The 22,565-nt window shown below is 70.3% G+C and carries 23 protein-coding genes; 16 read left to right on the forward strand and 7 right to left on the reverse strand.

Going from position 1 to position 22,565, the window contains the following annotated elements; genetic code table 11:
- Positions 1–61: 61 nt before the first annotated feature.
- The 3 genes from AB0I59_RS01730 to AB0I59_RS01740 form a co-directional block, all read right to left on the reverse strand.
- Positions 62–1,000, reverse strand: coding sequence for an NYN domain-containing protein (locus tag AB0I59_RS01730; RefSeq protein ID WP_061253387.1), 939 nt, complete (start codon positions 998–1,000; stop codon positions 62–64).
- A gap of 101 nt (positions 1,001–1,101) precedes the next feature.
- Positions 1,102–1,341: an acyl-CoA carboxylase epsilon subunit gene (locus AB0I59_RS01735; RefSeq protein ID WP_358129009.1), complete on the reverse strand. Its 240-nt coding sequence runs from the start codon at positions 1,339–1,341 to the stop codon at positions 1,102–1,104.
- Positions 1,338–2,927, reverse strand: coding sequence for an acyl-CoA carboxylase subunit beta (locus AB0I59_RS01740; RefSeq protein WP_061253388.1), 1,590 nt, complete (start codon positions 2,925–2,927; stop codon positions 1,338–1,340). The genes AB0I59_RS01735 and AB0I59_RS01740 overlap by 4 nt, the downstream gene beginning before the upstream one ends.
- Before the next feature lie 66 nt (positions 2,928–2,993).
- Here AB0I59_RS01740 and AB0I59_RS01745 point away from each other — a divergent pair, with 66 nt between their 5' ends.
- The 3 genes from AB0I59_RS01745 to AB0I59_RS01755 all read left to right on the forward strand — a co-directional run bounded on the left by AB0I59_RS01745 (position 2,994) and on the right by AB0I59_RS01755 (position 8,056).
- Positions 2,994–3,770 carry an ABC transporter ATP-binding protein gene (locus tag AB0I59_RS01745; protein WP_061253389.1) on the forward strand — a complete coding sequence of 259 codons (777 nt, stop codon included), beginning with the start codon at positions 2,994–2,996 and terminating at the stop codon, positions 3,768–3,770.
- The gene (locus AB0I59_RS01750; RefSeq protein WP_358129012.1) at positions 3,746–5,302 is read left to right on the forward strand and encodes a hypothetical protein; all 1,557 of its coding nucleotides are present in this window, start codon (positions 3,746–3,748) and stop codon (positions 5,300–5,302) included. Before AB0I59_RS01745 ends, AB0I59_RS01750 begins: the two co-directional genes overlap by 25 nt.
- Positions 5,303–5,419: 117 nt before the next feature.
- Positions 5,420–8,056: a phosphoenolpyruvate carboxylase gene (locus AB0I59_RS01755; RefSeq protein ID WP_061253391.1), complete on the forward strand. Its 2,637-nt coding sequence runs from the start codon at positions 5,420–5,422 to the stop codon at positions 8,054–8,056.
- Positions 8,057–8,104: 48 nt separating this feature from the next.
- Here AB0I59_RS01755 and fdhD read toward each other — a convergent pair whose 3' ends face one another.
- The gene (gene fdhD, locus AB0I59_RS01760) at positions 8,105–8,971 is read right to left on the reverse strand and encodes a formate dehydrogenase accessory sulfurtransferase FdhD (protein ID WP_358129015.1); all 867 of its coding nucleotides are present in this window, start codon (positions 8,969–8,971) and stop codon (positions 8,105–8,107) included.
- Between the two features lie 153 nt (positions 8,972–9,124).
- Between fdhD and AB0I59_RS01765 the strand changes: the two genes are divergently transcribed.
- The 9 genes from AB0I59_RS01765 to AB0I59_RS01805 all read left to right on the forward strand — a co-directional run bounded on the left by AB0I59_RS01765 (position 9,125) and on the right by AB0I59_RS01805 (position 16,460).
- Complete coding sequence (locus tag AB0I59_RS01765; RefSeq protein ID WP_061253392.1) at positions 9,125–9,955, forward strand: biotin--[acetyl-CoA-carboxylase] ligase; 831 nt, start codon at positions 9,125–9,127, stop codon at positions 9,953–9,955.
- A gap of 54 nt (positions 9,956–10,009) precedes the next feature.
- On the forward strand, positions 10,010–10,522 hold the full coding sequence (locus AB0I59_RS01770; protein ID WP_061253393.1) for a PH domain-containing protein: 513 nt from the start codon (positions 10,010–10,012) through the stop codon (positions 10,520–10,522).
- A gap of 17 nt (positions 10,523–10,539) precedes the next feature.
- Complete coding sequence (locus tag AB0I59_RS01775; protein WP_358129019.1) at positions 10,540–11,565, forward strand: adenylate/guanylate cyclase domain-containing protein; 1,026 nt, start codon at positions 10,540–10,542, stop codon at positions 11,563–11,565.
- Positions 11,566–11,624: 59 nt separating this feature from the next.
- Positions 11,625–12,710 carry an S-(hydroxymethyl)mycothiol dehydrogenase gene (locus tag AB0I59_RS01780; protein WP_061253395.1) on the forward strand — a complete coding sequence of 362 codons (1,086 nt, stop codon included), beginning with the start codon at positions 11,625–11,627 and terminating at the stop codon, positions 12,708–12,710.
- A gap of 97 nt (positions 12,711–12,807) precedes the next feature.
- Positions 12,808–13,413: an MBL fold metallo-hydrolase gene (locus AB0I59_RS01785; protein ID WP_061253396.1), complete on the forward strand. Its 606-nt coding sequence runs from the start codon at positions 12,808–12,810 to the stop codon at positions 13,411–13,413.
- Between the two features lie 141 nt (positions 13,414–13,554).
- Positions 13,555–13,734, forward strand: a complete 180-nt coding sequence (locus tag AB0I59_RS01790) for a (2Fe-2S)-binding protein (protein ID WP_061253397.1) — start codon at positions 13,555–13,557, stop codon at positions 13,732–13,734.
- A gap of 15 nt (positions 13,735–13,749) precedes the next feature.
- On the forward strand, positions 13,750–14,232 hold the full coding sequence (gene bfr, locus AB0I59_RS01795; RefSeq protein ID WP_061253398.1) for a bacterioferritin: 483 nt from the start codon (positions 13,750–13,752) through the stop codon (positions 14,230–14,232).
- 264 nt (positions 14,233–14,496) lie between these two features.
- Positions 14,497–15,165, forward strand: a complete 669-nt coding sequence (locus tag AB0I59_RS01800; RefSeq protein WP_030451323.1) for a response regulator transcription factor — start codon at positions 14,497–14,499, stop codon at positions 15,163–15,165.
- A 26-nt stretch (positions 15,166–15,191) separates the two neighbouring features.
- A complete protein-coding gene (locus AB0I59_RS01805) occupies positions 15,192–16,460 on the forward strand; it encodes a sensor histidine kinase (protein WP_061253399.1) in 1,269 nt (422 codons plus the stop codon).
- Here AB0I59_RS01805 and AB0I59_RS01810 read toward each other — a convergent pair.
- Positions 16,433–16,918 carry a GtrA family protein gene (locus tag AB0I59_RS01810; protein ID WP_358129026.1) on the reverse strand — a complete coding sequence of 162 codons (486 nt, stop codon included), beginning with the start codon at positions 16,916–16,918 and terminating at the stop codon, positions 16,433–16,435. The genes AB0I59_RS01805 and AB0I59_RS01810 overlap by 28 nt on opposite strands.
- Positions 16,919–17,205: 287 nt before the next feature.
- On the opposite strand from AB0I59_RS01810, the gene AB0I59_RS01815 reads away from it, so the two are divergent.
- The 4 genes from AB0I59_RS01815 to AB0I59_RS01830 all read left to right on the forward strand — a co-directional run bounded on the left by AB0I59_RS01815 (position 17,206) and on the right by AB0I59_RS01830 (position 21,067).
- Positions 17,206–18,168 carry a DUF8094 domain-containing protein gene (locus AB0I59_RS01815; RefSeq protein WP_358129029.1) on the forward strand — a complete coding sequence of 321 codons (963 nt, stop codon included), beginning with the start codon at positions 17,206–17,208 and terminating at the stop codon, positions 18,166–18,168.
- 90 nt (positions 18,169–18,258) lie between these two features.
- Complete coding sequence (locus tag AB0I59_RS01820) at positions 18,259–19,428, forward strand: 5-(carboxyamino)imidazole ribonucleotide synthase (RefSeq protein WP_082776556.1); 1,170 nt, start codon at positions 18,259–18,261, stop codon at positions 19,426–19,428.
- 1 nt (position 19,429) lies between these two features.
- Positions 19,430–19,942: a 5-(carboxyamino)imidazole ribonucleotide mutase gene (purE, locus tag AB0I59_RS01825; protein ID WP_358129511.1), complete on the forward strand. Its 513-nt coding sequence runs from the start codon at positions 19,430–19,432 to the stop codon at positions 19,940–19,942.
- A gap of 387 nt (positions 19,943–20,329) precedes the next feature.
- Positions 20,330–21,067 (forward strand): dienelactone hydrolase family protein, encoded by a 738-nt coding sequence (locus AB0I59_RS01830; protein ID WP_358129032.1) that lies wholly within the window; start codon positions 20,330–20,332, stop codon positions 21,065–21,067.
- A 19-nt stretch (positions 21,068–21,086) separates the two neighbouring features.
- Here AB0I59_RS01830 and AB0I59_RS01835 read toward each other — a convergent pair whose 3' ends face one another.
- Together AB0I59_RS01835 and AB0I59_RS01840 are read right to left on the reverse strand one after the other, a co-directional pair.
- A complete protein-coding gene (locus tag AB0I59_RS01835) occupies positions 21,087–21,212 on the reverse strand; it encodes a hypothetical protein (protein WP_358129035.1) in 126 nt (41 codons plus the stop codon).
- A 36-nt stretch (positions 21,213–21,248) separates the two neighbouring features.
- Entirely contained in the window at positions 21,249–22,562 is a 1,314-nt protein-coding gene (locus AB0I59_RS01840; protein ID WP_358129038.1) for a UDP-glucose dehydrogenase family protein, read from the reverse strand.
- Positions 22,563–22,565 lie beyond the last annotated feature (3 nt).

The raw sequence follows: 22,565 nt of genomic DNA on the forward strand, positions 1-22,565 counted from the left end.
GTTATGCCCTGCCCGGACCCTCCTGCTGGCGGGAATCGGACCTCACCACCCCGGCCGGCCCTCACTTGCTGGAGATGCCGACCCCGAGGTCGAACTCGCGGTAAACCCTGGCCCAGAAGCCGTCGCGCAGCCACACCCTCGCCTCCGGATAGGGGCGCAGCGAGTGGCCCAGCTCCTTCTCCGCCTCGATCAGCAGTTCGGTGTCGATGACGGTCGGCAGGATGGGCCCGGGAAGTAGATCCCTGATGTTGTCGCGGCCGCGGGTCAGTATCCACTTCTGCGCGACATGTTCGCCGACCTCCTCGACGTGCGGCCGTCCGGGGCCCAGCTTGGTGATCTGCCCGACGGGTGCCTTCGGCGGCACCGGCTTGACGGTGCGGCCGGCGAAGACCTGCGCCGGGGACGGCGCGGGCGTGACGGGAACCGGGACGGGCGCTCGGTTGAAATAGGGACGCAGGAAATCGGCGCTCAGAATCTCGACAGTGTCCGACTCCCACACCAGCCGCTCCGCCTGGTTGGTGCCGAACGGCGGCTCCACCCCCCAAAGATGCACACGAACGCCGTACGCCTGCGCGGCCTCCACAGCGGGAACCATGTCCTCGTCACCCGCGATCAGCACGGTGTCGCTGACGGCGTGATGCCGGGCGAGGGCTTCCAGGTCGCTGCGGATCTGGGCGTCCACGCCTTTCTGCTGGCCGCGAGCGTTCAGGTTGCCAAGCCGTACCTTCACCCAGGGAAGCTGGGCGATCACGCGCTGGTCGACCGTCGGAACCCGGTCGCGTGCGGCGTCGTACCAATAAACGCGGAGCAACTCGCCGGGAATGCGTTCCATCGCGTGCTTCTGCAGCGACTGGATGAGCTCGTCCGCGGCGACGCGGTACTCCTTGCGTTCCTTCGCCCCCAGCAGGACTTCGCCGGCCGCGGCGTAAAGGTAGCCGACGTCCACGAGGACCGCGTACTTGGCAGCCATGCTGTGTGCGGTGAGGTCCGGGATGGCCATGTCGTCCTCCAGGACTCGTCACTAGATGATCGGCTGACTATATCTCCCCCTTTTCTAGATACTCCCAACTCTTGAGCCTGTTGACACCCTGTTCCGCTGATCTAATGCCGAAGCATGGGCGAACGCCATGCCCCAGGACCGTGCGCGAGTCCCCTCCGCATCCCATGTGCGGGGTTTGCCCATTTCTTACGTACGGGTTCGGCGGAAGGCCCGGGAACGCCTCCTCCGGAGACGGACTCGTGGGCGCGCGCGGCGAGGAGGACGGCCACCAGCGCGGCGACCTCCTCCGGGGTCGGGTCGCCGCGGACGATCTCGACGCGGGGCTTCTGCGGCGCCGTCACAGGGGGATGTTCCCGTGCTTCTTGGGCGGCAGCGTCGCCCGCTTGTTGCGGAGGGCGCGCAGCGCTCTGATGATCTGGATCCGGGTTTCGGACGGCCTGATCACCGCGTCCACGTAGCCGCGTTCCGCCGCCAGATAGGGGTTGGCCAGCATGTCCTCGTACTCGCTGACGAACGTGGCGCGCGCCGCCTCGGCGTCCTCGGCGGCGGCCAGTTCGCGCCGGTAGAGGATGTTGACCGCCCCCTGGGCGCCCATCACCGCGATCTGTGCCGTGGGCCAGGCGAGGTTGACGTCCGCGCCGAGATGCTTGGATCCCATGACGTCGTACGCCCCGCCGTACGCCTTGCGGGTGATGACCGTGACCAGCGGCACCGTGGCCTCCGCGTACGCGTAGAGGAGTTTCGCCCCGCGCCTGATGATTCCGTTCCATTCCTGGTCGGTACCTGGCAGGAATCCCGGAACATCAACAAATGTCAGGACTGGAATATTGAAGGCATCACAAGTCCGGACAAAACGTGCGGCTTTCTCGGATGCCGCGATGTCCAGCGTTCCGGCGAAACTCATCGGCTGGTTCGCGACCACGCCGACCGAACGCCCTTCGGCCCGTCCGAAACCCACCACGATGTTCGGCGCGAAGCCCGCGTGGACCTCCAGGAACTCGCCGTCGTCCAGGATGTGCTCGACCACCGAGCGCATGTCGTACGGCTGGTTCGCCGAGTCGGGGATGACGGTGTCGAGTTCGACGTCCTCGGGGGTGACCTCCATCGGAGCGGCGGCGTCGTGGACCGGGGCGTCGTCCATGTTGTTGGACGGCAGGTAGGACAGCAGCGCCCGGGCGAAATCCAGGCAGTCCTCCTCGTCCGCGGCCTCGTAGTGGGCGACACCGGACTTCGACCCGTGCGCGTGCGCGCCGCCGAGTTCCTCGAACGTCACCTCCTCGCCGGTCACGGTCCTGATGACGTCCGGGCCGGTGATGAACATGTGCGACTTCTCTCGCACCATCAGGACGAAGTCCGTCAGGGCGGGGGAGTAGACCGCGCCACCCGCGCACGGGCCCATGATCAGGGAGATCTGCGGGATCACACCCGACGCGTGCACGTTGCGCTTGAAGATCTCGGCGTACAGGCCGAGGGAGACGACGCCCTCCTGGATCCGCGCGCCGCCCGAGTCGTTGATGCCGACCACCGGACAGCCGGTCTTGAGCGCGTGGTCCATGACCTTGACGATCTTCTCGCCGAAGACCTCGCCCAGGGAGCCGCCGAACACCGTGAAGTCCTGCGCGAACACCGCCACGGGGCGGCCGTCGACGGTTCCGTGGCCGGTGACCACGCCGTCGCCGTACGGCCGCTCGCGGTCGAGGCCGAAGCTCGTCGACCGGTGCCTGGCCATGGTGTCGAACTCGACGAACGAGTCCTCGTCGAGCAGGGCGCGCACCCGCTCCCTGGCGGTCATCTTGCCCTTGGCGTGTTGTCTCTCGACCGCCCTGGCCGAACCGGCGTGGGCGGCCTCGTGCCGGCGACGCTCCAGGTCGGCGATCTTGCCTGCGGTCGTGTGGATATCGATCTCGGGTACCCGTTCCGCGGTCATGTTCTGCAGGGTAACCAGGCGCCGGGGGAGGCCCGCGACTCTGGGCCGTCTGGCAGAGTTGACGGCATGGTTGAGGGAAAGCCCGAGGCGGTGCGCACCCAAGGGTTGTTCAAGAGATTCGGTCAGCAGATCGCCGTCGCCGGCGTCGACCTCATCGTGCCGAGGGGCAGCTTCGCCGGGCTGGTCGGGCCCAACGGCGCGGGTAAGACCACCACTCTCAGCATGGTCACCGGCCTGCTGCGGCCGGACGCCGGCGTGATCGAGATCAACGGCCACGGCGTGTGGAGCGATCCGGTGAAGGTCAAGTCGCGCATCGGCGTGCTCCCCGAGGGGCTGCGCCTGTTCGAGCGACTCTCCGGCCGGGAGCTCCTGCTGTACAACGGCCAGCTCAGGGGCATCCCGCGAGACGAGGTCGAGCGCCGGGCCGACGAGCTGCTCCGGGTCATGGATCTGGTCGAGGCACAGGACAAGCTGGTCGTCGACTACTCCACCGGCATGCGCAAGAAGATCGGCCTGGCCGCCGCGCTGCTGCACAACCCCGACGTGCTCTTCCTCGACGAGCCGTTCGAGGGCGTCGACCCGGTCTCGGCCAACACACTGGTCGAGGTCCTCCAGCGATACACCGCATCCGGCTCCACTGTCGTCTTCTCCAGCCACGTCATGGACCTCGTCGAGCGGCTCTGCGACTGGGTCTCCGTGATGAGCCGGGGCAACATCGTGGCCCAGGGCCCCATCGACTCCATCCGGCGCGGCCGTACTCTCAACGAGGCGTTCCTCGACCTGGTCGGCGTGCGCGGCGGAGGGGAGGAGGGGCTGTCGTGGTTGGGCTCTTCGTCCGTCTGAAGCTGCGGCTGATCCGGGGCAACCTGCACGGCGACACGATCAAGCAGCTCGGCTTCGTCTTCACGAGCCTGGCCGCCCTCGCCTGCGCCATCGTGGGGTTCACCCTTTTCGCCCTGCTGCGGCTGGCTGACCCCGGCATCGCGGCGGACATCGGGATCGTGGCGTTCACGGTGTTCACCATCGCGTGGATCTTCGTCCCGTTGCTGGCCTTCGGCCTGGACGAGACGCTCGACCCGTCGCGGCTGGCGCTGTTCCCGCTCACCACCCGGCAGATGGCGACCGGCCTGTTCGCCGCGTCCGCGGCCGGTCCGTGGCCGCTCGCCTCGCTGATCGTGCTCGCGGGCGCGGTCGCCGGCCTCGCCTCCGGGCCGGGCGGCGTGCTGATCGGCGTCATCGCCGTCGTGCTGCAGTTCTCCCTGTGCCTGGTCGCCTCCCGCGCCGTCACCACCGCGCTGTCCGCCTCGCTGCGCAGCCGCCGCGGGCGGGACGCGCTCGCCGTGGGCGCCGTGCTCGTCATCCTCCTGTTCCAGCTCCCCGGGCTGCTCGCCAACCAGGGCTTCTCCGGCGACCCCGCGGAGATGGTGGACGCCGCCGCCTCGGTGCTGCGCTGGGCACCGCCCGGGATGGCGGCCCACGCGATCGTCGACGGCGGGATCGCCGGTCTCGGCGAGCTCGTGATCGTCGCGCTGACGGTCGCCATGCTCGCCTGGCTGTGGATCGTCGCGCTGCGCAGGGCCCTCGTCACGCCCGACTCCTCCAGCCAGAGCGGCGGCTCGGTACGCCGTTCGCGCCTCGGCGGACTCCTGCCGCGGGGGATGCTCGGCGCGGTCGTCGCCAAGGAGCTCAAGTACGCGCGGCGGGAGCCACGCGGCCGGGTCGTCTGGTTCACATCGGTCGCGGTGACCGGCGTCCTCATGCTCTCGCTCCGCGGGCCGGACGGCTGGAGCGGACCCGCGTTCGTGATCGGCCCGGCGTGCCTGGCCGCGATGATGATCGGGATGCAGGCGGCCAACGCCTACGGCATCGACGGCCGTTCCCTCTGGATGAACGCGGTCGCGTTCGCGACGGAGCGTGACGTGCGCACCGACCTCGCCGGCCGGCACCTGGCGGTCGCCATCATCGCGGTGCCGCTGCTGCTGGTGCTCTCCGTCGTCTCGTCCGTCGTCGCGGGCGAGCCGGTCTGGGCCGTGCCCGCCGTGCTCAGCGCGTGGGGCGTCCTCGGGGTCGGCCTCGGTGTGGGCGCGGTGACCAGCGTGATCCTCCCCTACACCTTCCCCGACCGGCTCAACGCCTTCAGCGGGGCGGCCCCGGGACAGGGCGGCGAGGCGTTCCTCGGCTCGTTCGGGGCGATGCTGGGCACCAGCGTGATCGCGCTTCCGGTGTTCCTGCCGGTCCTGTTCGGCCTCACGTGGGCGAGCGCGCTGGCCGTGCCGTACGGGTTCCTGGCCGCGTGGGGCGGCCGCAGGCTCGGCGGCATGATCGGCAACAACCGCCTCCCGGACATCCTCGCGGCGGTGTCCCGCCCGACCTGACAAGTGGGGCCGCATAAGGCCTGGTGAAAGGTCCGATGAGCGGTCCAGACAAGTGGTCTAGTCCAATTGGTGAGACCGATATCCGACGCTGTGACCCAAGTCGCTAGTCTTCGAAACATGGCCGCCATCGCTCCTGCTGAACGACACAGTGCCGTCACGGAGATGCCTGATGAGCTCCGTGCGGACGTCCGTCTCCTGGGTGGACTCCTGGGTCAGGTGATCGCCGAACACGGCGGTCCCGACCTCCTCGCCGACGTCGAACGCCTGCGCAAAGCGGTGATCGGCGCGCGGCGCGGCGACACGACGGCCGACAAGGTCGCCGCCCTCGTCGCCGAGTGGCCCATCGACCGCGCGGTGCAGATCGCGCGGGCGTTCACCTGTTACTTCCACCTGGCCAACCTCGCCGAGGAGCACTACCGCATCCGCATCCTCCGGCAGCGGGACCGGGACGACGTCCCCCTCAGGGAGTCGCTCGCGGAGGCCGTGCAGGAACTGCGCGGTGACGAGCGGCCCGCCGACCTGGTCGGCGGGCTGGAATACCGTCCCGTGCTCACCGCCCACCCGACCGAGGCGCGGCGGCGGGCCGTCGTCACCGCGATCCAGCGGATCAGCGGCCAGCTCGACGCGTACAACGCCCCCGGCAGGGGAGCGGGCGAGCGCGAGGAGGCCCACCGGCGGCTGCTGGAGGAGATCGACCTGCTCTGGCGGACCGCGCAGCTCCGCTCGACGAAGCTGGACCCGCTCGACGAGGTCCGCACCGCCATGGCGGCCTTCGACGAGACGCTCTTCCGCACCGTGCCGCTGATCTACCGTTCGCTGGACGCGGCGCTCGAACCGGGCACCGGTACGCGCCAGCCACTGGCCAAGGCGTACATCCGGTACGGAAGCTGGATCGGCGGCGACCGCGACGGCAACCCGAACGTGACGTCCAAGGTGACCCGCGAGGCCGTCCTGATCCAGTCCGAGCACGTGCTCACCGCGCTGGAGAACGCCACCACCCGGATCGGCCGCACGATGACCGCGGGCGCCATGGACACGCCGCCGTCGGCCGAACTGCGGGCCGCTCTCGCCCGCGCCACCGGCGACTTCCCGGACATGGTGTCGGAGATGGCCACCCGCTCACCGCAGGAGCCGCACCGCCAGTGGCTGCTCTACGTCGCCACGCGCATCGCGGCCACGCGGCGCCGTGACCTGGACCTGGCCTACCGCTCGCCGGCCGAACTGCTCGACGACCTGCGGCTCGTACAGGAGTCCCTGCGCGGGGCCGGCGCCGTACGGCAGGCGTACGGCGAGCTGCAGCACCTGATCTGGCAGGTGGAGACCTTCGGGTTCCACCTGGCCGAGCTGGAGGTGCGCCAGCACTCGCAGGTCCACGCGGCGACCCTGGAGGAGATCGCCTCGGGCACGCTCTCCGAGCGCGGCGAGGAGGTCCTCGCCACGATCCGGACGATCGCCTGGATCCAGGAGCGGTTCGGCGTGACCGCCTGCTCCCGCTACGTCGTGTCGTTCACCCGGTCGGCCGACGACATCGCGGCCGTCTACGAGCTGGCCAGGCACGCGCTCGGCGACCGGGCCCCGGTCCTGGACGTCGTGCCGCTGTTCGAGTCGGGTGAGGACCTGGACAACTCGTCCGACGTGCTCACGGGCATGGTCGAGCTCGAACCGGTACGCCGGAGGCTCGCCGACAACGGCCGCAGGCTGGAGGTCATGCTCGGATACTCCGACTCGGCCAAGGAACTCGGCCCGGCCGCCGCGACGCTGCGCCTGTACGACGCGCAGGCCGCGCTGACCGCGTGGGCCGAGGCCAACGACGTCCGCCTCACGCTCTTCCACGGCCGGGGCGGCGCCCTCGGCCGGGGCGGCGGCCCGGCCAACCGGGCGGTGCTCGCCCAGGCTCCGGGTTCGGTCGCGGGCCGGTTCAAGGTCACCGAGCAGGGCGAGGTCATCTTCGCCCGCTATGGGCACTCCGCCATCGCCCGCCGCCACATCGAGCAGGTCACCAACGCCGTCCTGCTCGCCTCCACGCCCATGGTCGAGTCGCGTACGGCCGCCGCGGCGGCGAAGTTCCGCACGCTGGCCGAGCAGGTGGCGTCGGCGTCGGAGAGTGCCTATCGCGCGCTGACCGAGGCGCCGGGCTTCCCCGAGTGGTTCGCACTGGTCAGCCCTCTTGAGGAGATCGGCTCGCTGCGGCTCGGGTCGCGTCCGGCCCGCCGCGGGCTCGGCGCGCCCCGGTCCCTGGACGACCTGCGGGCCATCCCGTGGGTGTTCGCCTGGGCCCAGACCCGGGTCAACCTCCCCGGCTGGTACGGCCTGGGCAGCGGGCTGGCCGCGGTCGTCTCCGGCGGCGGACTGGCCGAGCTGCGATCGGCCTACCGGGAGTGGCCGCTGTTCGCCTCGCTGCTGGACAACGTGGAGATGTCGCTGGCAAAGACCGACCGGGCGATCGCCTCGCGCTACCTCGCGCTGGGCGGCAGGGAGGACTTCGTCGAGCAGGTGCTCACGGAGTACGACCTCACCAGGAAGCTCGTCCTTGAGATCACCGGGCATTCCCGGCTGCTGGAGAACCGCCGGGTCCTGTCCCGGGCGGTGCAGCTGCGCGACCCCTACGTGGACGCGCTCAGCCACCTCCAGCTCCGCGCGCTGGCGGCGCTGCGCGCGGACGGCGACCTGTCCGAGGGGGAGCGGGACCGCCTCTCCACGCTGCTGCTGCTCTCCGTGAACGGCGTGGCGGCCGGCCTGCAGAACACCGGCTGACCGTCAGCCCGGAGCCCTCGCCCCGGATCACCGCCCCGGCCGTACGGGCTAGGTGGTGATCCGGTCGGCGCCGGAGTAGACGTTGAACCGCTCGTCGCGCAGGAAGCCGACGAGGGTCATGCCGAACTCGCGGGCCAGGTCGACGGCGAGCGACGAGGGCGCGGAGACCGCGCAGACGACCTGGACGCCCGCGGTCAGGGCCTTCTGCATGATCTCGTAGCTCGAGCGCCCGCTGACCAGCAGGACGTGCTCGCCCAGCGGCAGCCGGCGGTCCAGCAGCGCCCAGCCGACCAGCTTGTCCACGGCGTTGTGCCGTCCCACGTCCTCACGGGCCGCGACCAGGGTGCCGTCGGGTGTGAACAGGCCCGCCGCGTGCAGCCCGCCGGTGCGCCCGAACACGCCCTGCGCCTTCCTGAGCCGGGACGGCAGGCCGTACAGGACCTCGGCGGAGACGGTGAGGTCCGGGGAGGCGGCGAGAGGCGCGCAACGGCCGCGGAGCGCGTCGAGGCTCGCCGTACCGCAGACCCCGCAGGCGCTCGACGTCATGAAATGCCGCTCAAGCTGAGATATGTCCGGCAGGGTCTGGGCGGCCAGCCGGACGGTCACGGTGTTGTAGCGGGCCTCCGGTTCGATGTCCTCGTCGGTGCAGTAGCCGATGGCCGCGATGTCCCCGGTCTGGACGACGCCCTCGCCGTGCAGGAACCCGGCGGCCAGCTCGAAGTCCGCGCCCGGCGTCCGCATCGTGATCGCGATGGTGCGGCTCTCGCCTCCGGCGGTCAGCCGGATCTCCAGTGGCTCCTCGGTGGCGAGGTCGTCCCGCCGGTCCCGTACGCCGGAGCCGGACACGTGGCGGACCCGGGTCCTGGTGACCGGCCCGGGGCGGGTCGTACGGCTGTCGCCCGATTGCAAGGTCACGATCTCATTTTCACTGGTCGGAGGGGACGGGCGGAAACCGCGATCGTGCGGAAGGGCTCGCGTTCCAATGCCCGGGTGCGTGTTCAGGGTACGCCCGGCCGGCCTCCGGGGACCCCGCGGCGGCGGGAGAGGCGAGACCGATAGCCTGAAGAGATGCCGGACTCGCCCTTCACCGACCTCGATCGGCCGCCGCTGTCCGAGAAGGCGCTGCGAAAGGCCCTGATCCGTCCCGGATCGCTCTGGTCCGAGATCACGGTGGTCGAGGAGACGGGGTCCACGAACGCCGACCTCGCCGAGGAGGCCTGCGGCGGCGCTCCCGAGGGCGCTGTCCTCGTCGCCGAGTCCCAGGTCGCGGGCAGGGGACGGCTCGGCCGCGTGTGGTCGGCCCCGCCGCGTTCGGGGCTGGCCGTCTCGATGTTGTTCCGGCCCGGAGCCGCGGCGGCTCGCCCGGCCCGGCTGGGCTGGCTGCCGCTGCTGGTCGGTGTCGCCGCCGCGTCGGCGGTACGGCGCGTGGCGGAGGTGGACGTCCGGCTGAAGTGGCCCAACGACATGCTCGTCGGCGAGCGCAAGCTGGCCGGGATCCTCGCGGAGCGGGTGGAGGGCGGCATCGTCGTGGGCATGGGGCTCAACGTCTCCTTGCGGCCGGACGAGCTGCCCGTCGAGCGGGCGACTTCGCTGGTCGTGGAGAAGGCCGCGTGCGTCGACCGCGACCCGCTGCTCCGCGCTGTGCTCCGGGAGATCGAGACGCACTACCGCGAGTGGGTCTCCGCTGGCGGTGATCCGGACGCCTGCGGCCTGCGCGCCGCGTACCTCGCCTCGTGCGCGACGGTCGGGCAGGAGGTCAGGGTGGAGCTGCCGGGAGACCGGACGCTGACCGGGGTCGCCACCGGCGTGGACGCGTCCGGCTGCCTGCTCGTGCGCTCGGGTCGCGAGGAGCACACGCTGAGCGCGGGTGACGTGGTCCACGTACGGCCGGCCGTGTGACACCTTGGCGGTGACCGTCGCGCGGCGGGGTGCGAACGTGCCACGATTTGCCGCATGGGTCTCCCTGAACACCATTTGACTGAGGGCGAGCGCATCGTGCACTCGTTTCACCCTCACTGGAAGCGGCTCATCATTCCCTTCCTCGCGTTCGTCCTCGTCGTGGCCGCCTCCAGCGCCGCGATCTACTTCATTCCCAACGACTACACCTATTCCGGGTACGCCAGGATCGCGGTGGCCGTGGTCGCCGTCGTCGCCCTGACATTGTGGACGTTTATCCCCTACCTGCGGTGGAAGACCACGTCGTACACCTTGACGTCGCACCGTTTCGCCATCAGCACCGGCATCCTGAACAAGTCGGACGACGACATCCCGTTGGCGAAGGTCAACAGTGTCAGCTCGGACCAGAAGTTCATCGAGCGGATCCTCGGATGCGGGACGCTCCGGGTCGAGTCGGCCTCGGAGAAGGGCGAGATCGACTATCTGGACATCCCGAAGATCCAGCTGGTCCGCCAGGAGCTGTTCCGCCTGGTGGAGGATGCCTCCGACGGGAACATCGACGGCAAGTAGGCCGGCAGGAGGGGAAGGTGGCCACACGGCGTCCCACCGCTGAGGACATCCGGCGACTGTTCCTCGGCTCGCCGCCCCGCTACACCCGTCGCGAGGTGGCCGCCGCGGCGGGCCTCCCGCAGGACGTCACCGGCCGGATCTGGCGCGCGCTGGGCTTCGCCACGCTCGCCGACGACGCGGTGGCGTTCAACGACGGCGACGTCGACGCGCTGCGCCGGATCAAGGCCATGCTGGAGACCGGCCTTCTGGACGAGCGGGCGATCGTCCGGATGGCGCGGGCGCTCGGCCGTACGACGTCGCGGCTCGCCGAGTGGCAGGCGGAGATCATGATCGGCGCGGTCCTCGACCCGCAGACGCGGCCGAGCGACGAGGACCTCGCCCGATCGATGACCATCGCGGCCGAGTTCCTGCCGGACTTCGAGCAGACGCTGGTCCACGTGTGGCGGGCGCAGCTCGCCGCCACCGCGAGCCGCCTGCTCGCCCTCGCCGAACTCGCGGACGAGCGGCCGGCGGCGTCGCGCATGTCGCTGGCCGTGGGGTTCGCCGACCTGGTGTCGTTCACGGCGTTCTCCCGGCAGCTGGACGAGTTCGCCCTGGCCGATCTGGTGGAGGGGTTCGAGGCGCGCACCTCCGACGTCATCGCGTCGCACGGCGGGCGGCTCGTCAAGACCCTCGGCGACGAGGTGCTGTTCACCGCGCCGGTCCCGGCGACTGCGGCGCGGATCGCGCTCGACCTGGTCGACGAGCTCAAGCGGTCGATCGGGCGGGGCGCGGAGGGGCCCGATGTACGGATCGGCCTCTCCTACGGCCCGGTGCTTCCGGTGATGGGCGACGTGTTCGGCACCACGGTCAACCTCGCGGCCCGGTTGACCGCCATCGCGCGGCCGGGGGCGATCCTCGCCGACAGCGAGATGGCCCAGGGGCTGGAGGGCGCGGCGGGGGTCGAGGTGATGCGGATCCGCCGCCGACCGGCTCGTGGCCTGGGGCTCGTCCAGCCGTACGTCGTTCGCCGTAGCTCTTCCGCCACGGGGACGGGCGCTTGACGCGCCCGGCTGTCATGAAAAACTCTAACCTTCCCGTTTATCTGAGATGAGGGGCGAATATGCCGTACGAGGTCCAGGGTGTGATCGCAAGGGGCAAGGGCGAGCCGGTGACGCTGGAGACCGTCCACGTCCCCGATCCCGGTCCGGGAGAGGCCGTGGTGAACGTCCAGGCCTGCGGCGTCTGCCACACCGACCTGCACTACCGCGAGGGCGGGATCAACGACGACTTCCCGTTCCTGCTGGGACACGAGGCGGCCGGTGTGGTCGAGGCGGTCGGCCCCGGCGTGACCGACGTCGCCCCCGGTGACTACGTCATCCTCAACTGGCGTGCCGTGTGCGGCCAGTGCCGGGCCTGCCTGCGCGGACGTCCGTGGTACTGCTTCAACACGCACAACGCCGCGCAGAAGATGACCCTCGCCGATGGAACGGTCCTGAGCCCGGCGCTCGGCATCGGCGCGTTCGCGGAGAAGACACTGGTCGCCGCCGGGCAGTGCACCAAGGTGAACCCCGAGGCCAAGCCGGCGGTGGCCGGCCTGCTCGGGTGCGGCGTGATGGCCGGGCTGGGGGCCGCGATCAACACGGGCGGTGTGACCCGCGGTGACTCCGTGGCCGTCATCGGCTGCGGCGGTGTGGGGAACGCGGCCGTCCTCGGAGCGGGCCTCGCCGGAGCGGGCAAGATCATCGCGGTGGACGTGGACGACCGCAAGCTCGCCTGGGCTCGCGACTTCGGGGCCACGCACACGGTCAACTCCCGCGAGACCGACGCCGTCGAGGCGATCCGCGAGCTGACCGGCGGCCACGGCGCGGACGTCGTGATCGACGCGGTCGGCCGGCCCGAGACCTACGAGCAGGCGTTCTACGCCCGCGACCTCGCCGGGACCGTCGTCCTGGTCGGCGTGCCGACCCCCGAGATGCGGCTCGACCTGCCGCTGCTCGACGTGTTCGGCCGTGGCGGCTCGCTCAAGTCCTCCTGGTACGGCGACTGCCTGCCGAGCCGGGACTTCCCCATGCTGATCGATCTCTACCTGCAGGGGCGACTCAACCTGGACGGGTTCGTCTCTGAGACGATCGGGCTGGACCAGGTCGAGGAGGCGTTCGCCAAGATGCACCGCGGAGAGGTGCTGCGCTCGGTCGTGCTCCTCTGACGGAGCCGGTGACCGAGCGGGCGAACCCGGCGAGTCCTGCGAGCCCTGCGAAATCAGGGAAATCTGCGAAATCCGCTACGCGAGAAGAGATCCATCGATGAGCACTGTCTCCCGCCTGATCACATCGGGCACGTTCTCCCTGGACGGCGGGACGTGGGAGGTCGACAACAACGTCTGGCTGGTCGGCTCCGACGACGAGGTGGTGGTGATCGACGCGGCCCATGACGCCGCCGCCATCGCCGAGGCCGTCGGGTCGCGCCGGCTGCGGGCGATCGTCTGCACCCACGCGCACAACGACCACATCAACGCCGCGGCCGAGCTCTCCGAGCGCACCGGGGCGCCGATCCTGCTCCACCCCGCCGACCAGGTCCTCTGGGAGATGGAGTACGGCTCGGCGGTGCCGTACCAGCCGCTTGAGGACGGCCAGGTCATCGAGACCGGCGGTCCGGAGCTGCGGGTGCTGCACACGCCCGGTCACGCGCCCGGCGCGGTCTGCCTGTACGCCCCCGAGCTGGGGGTGGTCTTCACTGGGGACACGCTCTTCCAGGGCGGCCCGGGTGCCACCGGCCGGTCGTTCTCGTCGCACGACACCATCGTCGAGTCGATCAGGAAGAAGCTGCTGACGCTGCCGGAGGAGACCGTCGTGAACACCGGTCACGGTGAGTCGACCACGATCGGAGCCGAGGCGCCGAACATCGGCTAGAGCGTCCTGTGGCCGCCGCGCGTCGCCGCGACGCGCCGAGGCGCCCCGCACGGGCGGATGTGGGGCGCCTCACCTAGGCAAGCCTTACCTTGGTGGGTTATCTTAGGTGTGCCTTACCTTAATCCCCTCCGAGAGGCCGCCATGTATGTCTGCATCTGTCGTGCGGTGACCGAGAGCGAAGTGCACGACTGCATCGCGGACGGCGCCAAGAGTGCTCGCCAGGTGCGCGACATGACGGGCGCCGGAGGGGACTGCGCTCTCTGCGTGCGGAAGATCTGTGCCATGCTGAAGAGATCAGACGACCTCGTCACCAGCGCATAGATCGAGAGGCCCCTGATGCAGGGCGACAAAGAAATCATCGCGCTGCTCAATGAGCAGCTCACCTCCGAGCTCACCGCGATCAACCAGTACTTCCTGCACGCCAAGATGCAGGAGAACTGGGGATACACCAAGCTCGCCGAGTACACCCGGCACGAGTCCTTCGACGAGATGAAGCACGCCGAGCGGCTCACCGACCGGATCCTCTTCCTGGAGGGGCTGCCCAACTACCAGAAGCTGAACACGCTGCACATCGGGCAGACCGTCAAGGAGCAGTTGCAGGCGGACCTGGCGCTGGAGTACGGCGTGGTGAAGCGTCTGAAGTCGGGCATCGCGTTCATGCGTGAGCGTGGCGACATCACCTCGGCCAACATCTTCGAGGACATCCTCGAGGACGAGGAGAAGCACATCGACTACCTGGAGACCGAGCTCGGGCTCTTCGAGAGCCTTGGGGAGAAGCTGTATCTGCAGAGGTACGCCGAACCTCCGTCGTCCTCCTGAAATTTCCGGACATTTGACGCCCGCCGTTTTCGGCGGGCGTTCTTTTTTGCCTCCCTTTCCCATGCGATGAAGGAGTGGCCGCCGCGTGTCGCCATTCGCCGTTCGGGGTACAGGCGGTGGAGCGGTACGGCGAAAAGCTGGAACCCTTGCGTGCGGACTATTGGCCATTTATCAGTGTTTGCCCAGGTCAATTGATGGGTCAACGACAAGTCAAACCGCGCGCTGTGGCCGGGAAACAACCCCTTAAGGTCCTACGATCGCTTCATGACCTGCGTACTTCTCGCCGAGGATGACACCTCGATTTCCGAGCCGCTCGCGCGCGCATTGCGCCGGGAGGGCTATCAGGTAGAGGTGAGCCCTGATGGCCCGCAGGCCCTGGAGAGGGCTCTGTCGGGAGGTGTCGACCTCATAGTTCTCGACCTTGGCCTGCCCGAGATGGACGGCCTCGAGGTCGCGCGCCGGATCCGCGCCGAAGGGCACGGCACACCGGTGCTGATTCTCACCGCACGCGTCGACGAAGTCGACACCGTCGTGGGCCTCGACGCCGGGGCCGACGACTATGTGACCAAACCGTTCCGCCTCGCCGAGCTGCTCGCCCGTGTACGGGCGCTGCTGCGGCGCGGCACCTCCGAGACCCCGGTGGTCCAGGGCGTCAGGATCGACGCCGACTCCCGCCGCGCCTGGATGGGGGACAAGGAGCTTCACCTGACCACAAAGGAGTTCGACCTGCTGCGCGTGCTCGTGCGCGACGCGGGCAAGGTGGTGACCCGCGAGCAGATCATGCGGGAGGTGTGGGACACCAACTGGTGGGGTTCCACCAAGACCCTGGACATGCACATCTCCTGGCTTCGCAGGAAGCTCGGGGACGACGCCGCCAAGCCGCGTTACATCACGACCGTCAGGGGAGTGGGCTTCCGATTCGAGCGCGAGTAGGCCCGTATGGGCGAAAGGACTAGCACGTGCGTCGGCGCCTGCTCTCCTCGATGCTGCTCGTCGCGGTCATCGCGGTACTGCTGCTCGGGGTCCCCCTGGGCGTGGTCGTCGTCCGCCTGATCCACGACGAGGCCTCGCAGGAGCTGCATTCCGAGGCCACCCGGCTGCTTATCGGGGTCGAGTACTCCATAAGCCAGGAGCAATCCATCGACCCCAAGCAGCTGGAGAAGAACTATCCCGACCGGTACATCCAGGTGTTCGTGCAGGGGACCGCGCCGATCGCGGCGGGCACGGCACCTCCGGCGCACCGGCAACTGACCGCGGAAGCGCGGTCGGAGAACGGCTACGTCCGGATCAGCCGGGACGCCGCGCAGGTCCAGCAGGGCGTCCGGGCGCGACTGGTGCTCATCGTCGCGCTCGTCCTCGCGGCGCTCGGCGTGGCGGTCGGGCTCGCCATCGTGACCTCGTTACGCCTGACGCTGCCGCTCCAGGATCTCGCCAGGATCGCGGAGCGGCTCGGCTCAGGGGACGCCCGGCCCAGCCGGCACAGATACGGCATCCCCGAGTTGAACCGGGTCGCCGAGGTGCTGGACCGCAGTGCCGTACGCATCGCGGAGCTGCTCGGCAGGGAACGCGAGTTCGCGACGGACGCGTCGCATCAGCTGCGCACACCGCTCACCGGCCTGAACATGCGGCTGGAGGAGATCGTCGCCGCGGCGGGCGAGCCCGCGATCGTCCGCGAGGAGGGCGAGGCCGCGATCGTGCAGGTCGAGCGGCTGACCGCGGTGATCGACGAGCTGCTCGCCGCCGCGCGGCGGCAGCGGCACTCCCAGGCCGAGCCGATCGACGTGGATCAGATCCTGGACCAGCAGGTCACCGAGTGGGAGCCCTCCTTCCGGCGGGCGCAGCGCTCGCTCAAGCTGGTGGGCAGCCGCGGCCTGCGGGCGCTCGCCACCACGGGCGGGCTGAGCCAGGCCATCTCGACCCTCCTGGAGAACTCTCTCCAGCACGGCGGCGGCACGCTCACCATTACCACGACGAGCACGGAGAAATCGGTCGTCATCGAGGTGGCGGACCAGGGACCGGGCATCCCCGAGGAGCTCGGCACCAGGGTCTTCGAACGCAACGTGAGCGGAGCGGGAGGCACCGGGCTCGGGCTGACGCTCGCCCGGTCGATCGTCGCCGCGGACGGCGGGCGGCTGGAGCTGATCAAACGACGGCCGGCGATCTTCGCGATCTTCCTGCGGCACGTCGAGGACGACGGGCGTTACCGCGTGGTGAGCGGCCCGGCCTGAGTATCCACCACCGAGGCGGGGGTGTCGGGCACGGCGAGGAACACCCACTTCTTGTAGGACCAGAAGCGGAACAGCGTGCCCAGCACCAGCCCGATGATCTGCGCAATGACGAAGCTCAGGGCGTCGTGCCGCCCCAGAACGTAGGTCACGAAGCCGATCACGGCCAGCGAGATCGCCAGGCCGACGGCGTTGAGCAGGAAGAACAGGATGTACTCGCGGGCGACGCCGCTCTGCTCGCGATGCCGGAACGTCCAGAAGCGGTTGCCGAAGTAGGCGAAGGTGGCCGCCACGACGGTCGCGATGGTCTTGGAGGTCAGCGGCCCCAGCTCGATCACGAAGCGGAGCAGGTTGGTCCCGCCGAAGTCGATGACGAACGCGAGCGCGCCGATCAGCCCGAACTTGATCAGTTCATGGAGGATGGCGGCGAACCGCTCGTAGACGCCTCGGAGAAGCTGCACGACTCGCTCGATCCTTCCCGGCCTGCACTGCGTTCTCCCCAGGCTACCGGTCCCGGGGGTTCCGATGGTCACAGTCCTCCCGGTCCCTCTCCACTACCTGGGAAGGAGGGCCGGTCTTCCCAGAAACGGAAGAAAGTTTCATGAAATATCCGGCTATCTCGGGTTAAGGCGAGTGAGACCCACTACTCTCCCGACTGGTTCGGGGATCGTGAGCGCGTACTGGCGCGTGACTGGAAAGCGTGACCGGAAAGCGTGACCGGAAGCGTGACTGGAAAGGTGGCTCCGCCGTGCCGCGCCGACCCTTGATGCGACCACCCGCCGTCGTGTCCGTCGTCGCCCTCGGATCCGTACTGCTGGCGGGATGCGGCGACCGGAGCCCGGCCACGGCCGGCGAGCGGCCCGGCGAAACCGTCTCACGACCGGCGGCGGCCACGCGCGAGGACGCCACCGCCGCCTTCGCGGGGCTCTCCGACCTCAGGGACGCCTGGAAGCACCAGGACTGCGCGAAGATCGAGTTCCTGACGGCGTGGACGGAGAGCGTGCTGTCCGGCCGGGCCTGCCAGGCCGCCAGGAAGGGCCAGCCGGTCCCCGCCGCGGACGCCTACACGGACGTCGAGTTCTACCTGCCGGAGGATCCCGGGGAGCGGCCCTGGTTCGCGGCCCTCGCCCGGGCGCCGCGGCCCGCCTACTTCGTGTTCGTACGGTCCGACGGGCGCTGGCGGCTCGGCGCCGGCCCCATCCCGGTCGTCGGCGAGGTCCCCGAGCTGGAGGAGGGGCCGGTCGCCGCGGGAGCCGACCGGGACACGCAGGTCCGGGCCAGTCTGGTGCCCACCCGGCTGCTCGCGTTCCTCACCGACCCGGCGGGGGTGAGCGGGGTCCGGCTCCCGTCCGGTGATCCCATGCGTGACCTGCTGCGCGAGTTGGCGGCGAGGCCCGCGCCAGCCCGGCGGGACCGGCTGTCCGCCGACGTCCGGTTGGAAGGGCCCGCGTACGCGTTGCCGCTGCCCGACGGAGGCGCGCTGGTCTTCCACACGCTGCGGCTCGTCCTCACCCAGAAGCCCGGCGCGGGGCGCTCGTCCCTCGCCCATCCCCGGTACGGCGCGGCCGCCGTACGCGCGTTCACCGGGCAGGGGCCCACCGGCAGCGTCACCGGCGGCGAGCTGCTCTTCCTGGCCACCCGGGTGTCGGCGAGCGGCGGGCTGTCCACGGTCGGGCTGCGCCGGGTTCTCGCGGACATCACCACATCCTGACCTCGCTCCGCGGCGGAACGCGGCCTACGTCCCGGGCGGAGGGCATGGCAGGGGAATCCCGGTCCGGCGGGATCGGTAGGCTGGCATGTCGTGAACAGCCCAAACGTGCCCCAAACCCCCGGCCCGGTCGTCGGCCCGGTTGTCGGCGTCGTGGGAGCGGGACAGCTCGCCAGGATGATGCAGCAGGCGGCGATCGCGCTCGGCGTCGAGCTGCGGGTCCTCGCGAACTCCCGGGACGAGAGCGCCGCCCGCGTGATCGTCGACACCCGCATCGGTGACTACCGTGACCTGGGAGACCTGAGCGACTTCGCCAAAGGTTGCGACGCGGTCACCTTCGACCACGAGCACGTGCCGACCGCGCACATCCGGGCCCTCGTCGACGACGGCCTCTCCGTACATCCGGGGGCGGAGGCGCTGGTCCACGCGCAGGACAAGGCGGTCATGCGGGAGCGGCTGACGGAGATCGGCGCCCCCTGCCCGGCCTGGGCGCGCGTATCCGAGCTCTCCGATGTCGAGGCGTTCGGCGAGGAGCACGGCTGGCCGGTCGTGTTGAAGGCCGTGCGGGGCGGCTACGACGGCCGGGGCGTCTGGGTCTGCGCGTCGGCGGACGAGGCGCGCGAGGTCGTCGACTCCGGTGTGCCGCTGCTCGCGGAGGCGTTCGTACCGTTCGAGCGGGAGCTGGCCGTGCTGGTCGCCAGGTCGCCGCACGGGCAGGGCGTCAGCTATCCCGTCGTCGAAACCGTGCAGAAGGACGGCATCTGCGTCGAGGTGATCGCCCCGGCCCCCGGCCTGGCCGCGGAGGACGCCGCCGCGGCGCAGCGCGTCGCCCTCCGCATCGCGCAGCAGCTCGGCGTGACCGGCCTGCTCGCCGTCGAGATGTTCGCCACCACGTCCGGACTGGTCGTCAACGAGCTGGCGATGCGCCCGCACAACAGCGGTCACTGGACCATCGAGGGCGCCAGGACCTCCCAGTTCGAGCAGCACCTGCGGGCCGTCCTCGACCTGCCGCTCGGCTCGCCGTCGCCCACCGCGCCCGTCGTCGTCATGGTCAACCTGCTGGGCGGGCCCGATCCCGACGTCTTCGCCCGGTACGAGCACGTCATGGCGAACGACCCCGGCATCAAGATCCATTTTTACGGCAAGGACGTACGGCCCGGCCGGAAGATCGGGCACGTCACCGCGCTCGGCACCGACCTCGACGAGGTACGCGCCCGCGCCTGGCACGCCGCCGACTGTCTGAGGGGACCGATCGATGTCTGAGATGGGGGCCCCCGTCGGGATCGTGATGGGAAGCGACTCGGACTGGCCGGTCATGCGGCAGGCCGCCGAGGCGCTCCAGGAGTTCGGCGTGCCGTTCGAGGCCGACGTCGTCTCCGCGCACCGGATGCCCGCCGAGATGATCGAGTACGGCACCCATGCGGCCTCCCGCGGCCTGCAGGTGATCATCGCGGGAGCCGGCGGCGCGGCGCACCTGCCGGGGATGCTCGCGTCGGTCACACCGCTGCCGGTGATCGGCGTCCCGGTGCCGCTGAAGTACCTCGACGGCATGGACTCGCTGCTGTCGATCGTCCAGATGCCGGCCGGGGTTCCGGTCGCCACCGTGGCCGTCGGCGGCGCGCGCAACGCCGGGCTGCTGGCCGTACGCATCCTCGCCGCCGCCGATCCCGCCCTGCGGGAGCGGATGGAGGAGTTCCAGGCCAACCTCAAGGCCCAGGCGTACGCCAAGGGGGAGCGGCTCCGCGCCGAGGCGAGAGAGCTGGGCTCCCTCTCCTGAGGCGCCGACCGCGCCGGCCGAGCCCAGCCCTCGGCCGGCGCGGCGCATGGAGTGGTGTGCCGGAGGGACGCCGGGGCGCCTTCTCCGCACTTGTCAAGCGAGCGGCTGTGAATCCATGGATCTTGCTGGCCATGCGTGACCGCCTTCGCGGCGGGCCCCGGAGCCTGCCTTTAGGCGAGTGGCTCCGTGGCGTCCGGCCACGGAGCCTCGGCAAAAACCCGTTGGCGGACCACGGCGACCACTGCTACCTTTCCGGAGGCCGTGCCAGAGAACGAGGAGGTGGTACCCGTGAACGCAGTATCGACATGGGTGCTCCCCTCCGGGGTCACGGTCGGGCGATAGGTCGTCCGGGAGTGCCGTTCAAGAGCACTCCCGAAAGGCACGACCATGCGATTCACCTCCGAACAGCGCCTCGATGACGGCGTCCTCGAACGCGAATTCACCCTCGGCGAGATCCCCGGCATCCTGTGGACGCCCGCGTCCGCGTCCGCATCCGCACCGGCCCCGCTGATCCTGGTCGGCCACCCCGGCGGACTGCACAAGATGCGCCCCCGACTGGCGGCCCGGGCCCGGCGCTCCGGGGCGGACGGCTTCGCCGCAGCCACCATCGAGCTCCCCGGGGGCGGTGACCGGCCCCGTTTCGCCGTCGCCGAGCAGGCCCGCGCCGACCTCCGCCGGGCGCTGGAGGCCGGCGAGCCGGTCGACGAGGAGATCGTCGACCGGCTCGTCCTCCCGCTGGTCGAAAAGGCGGTCCCGGAATGGCAGACCACCCTGGACGCCCTCCTTTCGCTGCCCGAGATCGGTGGCCCGGTCGGGTACTCGGGGGGAGTGATCGCCATCGGCGTCCGGCTGGCGGTGGTCGAGCCGCGCATCTCGGCCGCCGTTCTGTTCGCCGGGAGTTTCGTGCCCCGCACCCTGTTCGAGGAGGCCCGGCAGGTCACCATTCCGCTGCACGTCCTGCTGCAGTGGGACGACGAAGGGAACGACCGGCAGTCGGCCCTGGACCTGTTCGACGCCTTCGGCTCCAAGGAGAAGACGCTGCACGCCAATATGGGCGGGCACACCGGCGTCCCGGAGTTCGCGGGGGACGCCGCGGCCCGGTTCTTCACCCGGCATCTGAGCTAGCCGCCGGCCGGCCCCGCCGTCAGGGCAGCAGCAGACGGTAGGCGGTGCCGGCCAGGACGCCGCTCATCGAGGACAGGTCCCGGCCCTCCTCGATGGCGGTGGCCAGCAGACGCACGACCGCCCCGATCGCGGCGGTACCGGCCATCGGCGGTACCGGCCGGTCGGGGCGGCGCGAAGTGGGCTACGGGCGGCCGAGTGCGCGGTAGTTCCATCCGGCCGCCCGCCAGGTCTCGGCGTCGAGCGCGTTGCGGCCGTCCACGATGTTCCGGGTACGCACCGCCGTACCGAGCTCCTCGGGGTCGAGCACCACGAACTCCCGCCATTCGGTCAGCAGCAGCACGACGTCGGCGCCGCTGACCGCGCCGGTGGCGCTCTCCGCGTAGCCGAGCCCGGGGTGCGCCCGGCGCGCGTTTTCGAGCGCGACAGGGTCGTACACCGTCACCCGCCCGCCCGCCTGGCTGATCGTCACCGCCACGTCCAGAGCGGGGGAGTCCCGGATGTCGTCGGAGTTGGGCTTGAACGCCGCGCCGAGAACGCCCACCGTGCAGCCGTGGAACGAGCCGCCGACGAGGCCGCGCGCGAGGTCCACCATGCGGGCCCGCCTGCGCATGTTGATGGCGTCGACCTCGCGCAGGAAGGTCAGCGCCTGGTCGGCGCCGAGCTCCCCCGCGCGCGCCATGAACGCCCGGATGTCCTTCGGCAGGCACCCGCCGCCGAAGCCGAGGCCGGGGTTGAGGAACTTCCCGCCGATCCGCTCGTCGAACGACAGGGCCAGGGAGAGCTGCTTGACGTCCGCGTGGGACGCCTCGCACACCTCGGCCATCGCGTTGATGAAAGAGATCTTGGTGGCGAGGAAGGCGTTCGCCGCCGACTTGACCAGCTCGGCCGTCGGGTAGTCGGTCACGACCACCGGGATGTCGCCGAGCGGCGTGTAGACGTCCCGCAGCACCTTCTCGGCGCGCTCGGAGGCCACGCCCATCACGATCCGGTCGGGCTTGAGGGTGTCCTGCACGGCGAAGCCCTCACGCAGGAACTCGGGGTTCCACGCCAGCTCGACCTGCGACCCGGCGGGCGAGAGCCGTACCAGCTTCTCGGCGAGCCGCTCGGCGGTGCCGACGGGGACGGTGGACTTGCCCACGACCAGGCACTCGCGGTCGAGAAAAGGGGCGAGGGACTCCACGACGGCGTCGAGGTAGGACACGTCCGCGGCGTACTCGCCCTTCTTCTGCGGCGTGCCGACGCAGACGAAGTGGACGTCACCGAACTCGGCCGCCTCCTGGTAGGAGGTCGTGAACCTGAGCCGGCCGGCGGCGAGGTTGCGCTGGAGCAGCTCCTCAAGGCCGGGTTCGTGGATGGGCAGTTCGCCGCGCTGGAGGCGCTCGATCTTGCCGGGATCGACGTCGAGGCCGAGCACCTCGAAGCCCAGCTCGGCCATGCACGCCGCATGGGTGGCTCCCAGGTATCCGGTCCCGAGCACTGTCAGGCGGTACGGCACGGC

The organism is Microtetraspora glauca, from assembly GCF_040656155.1.
GTDB lineage: Bacteria > Actinomycetota > Actinomycetes > Streptosporangiales > Streptosporangiaceae > Microtetraspora > Microtetraspora glauca.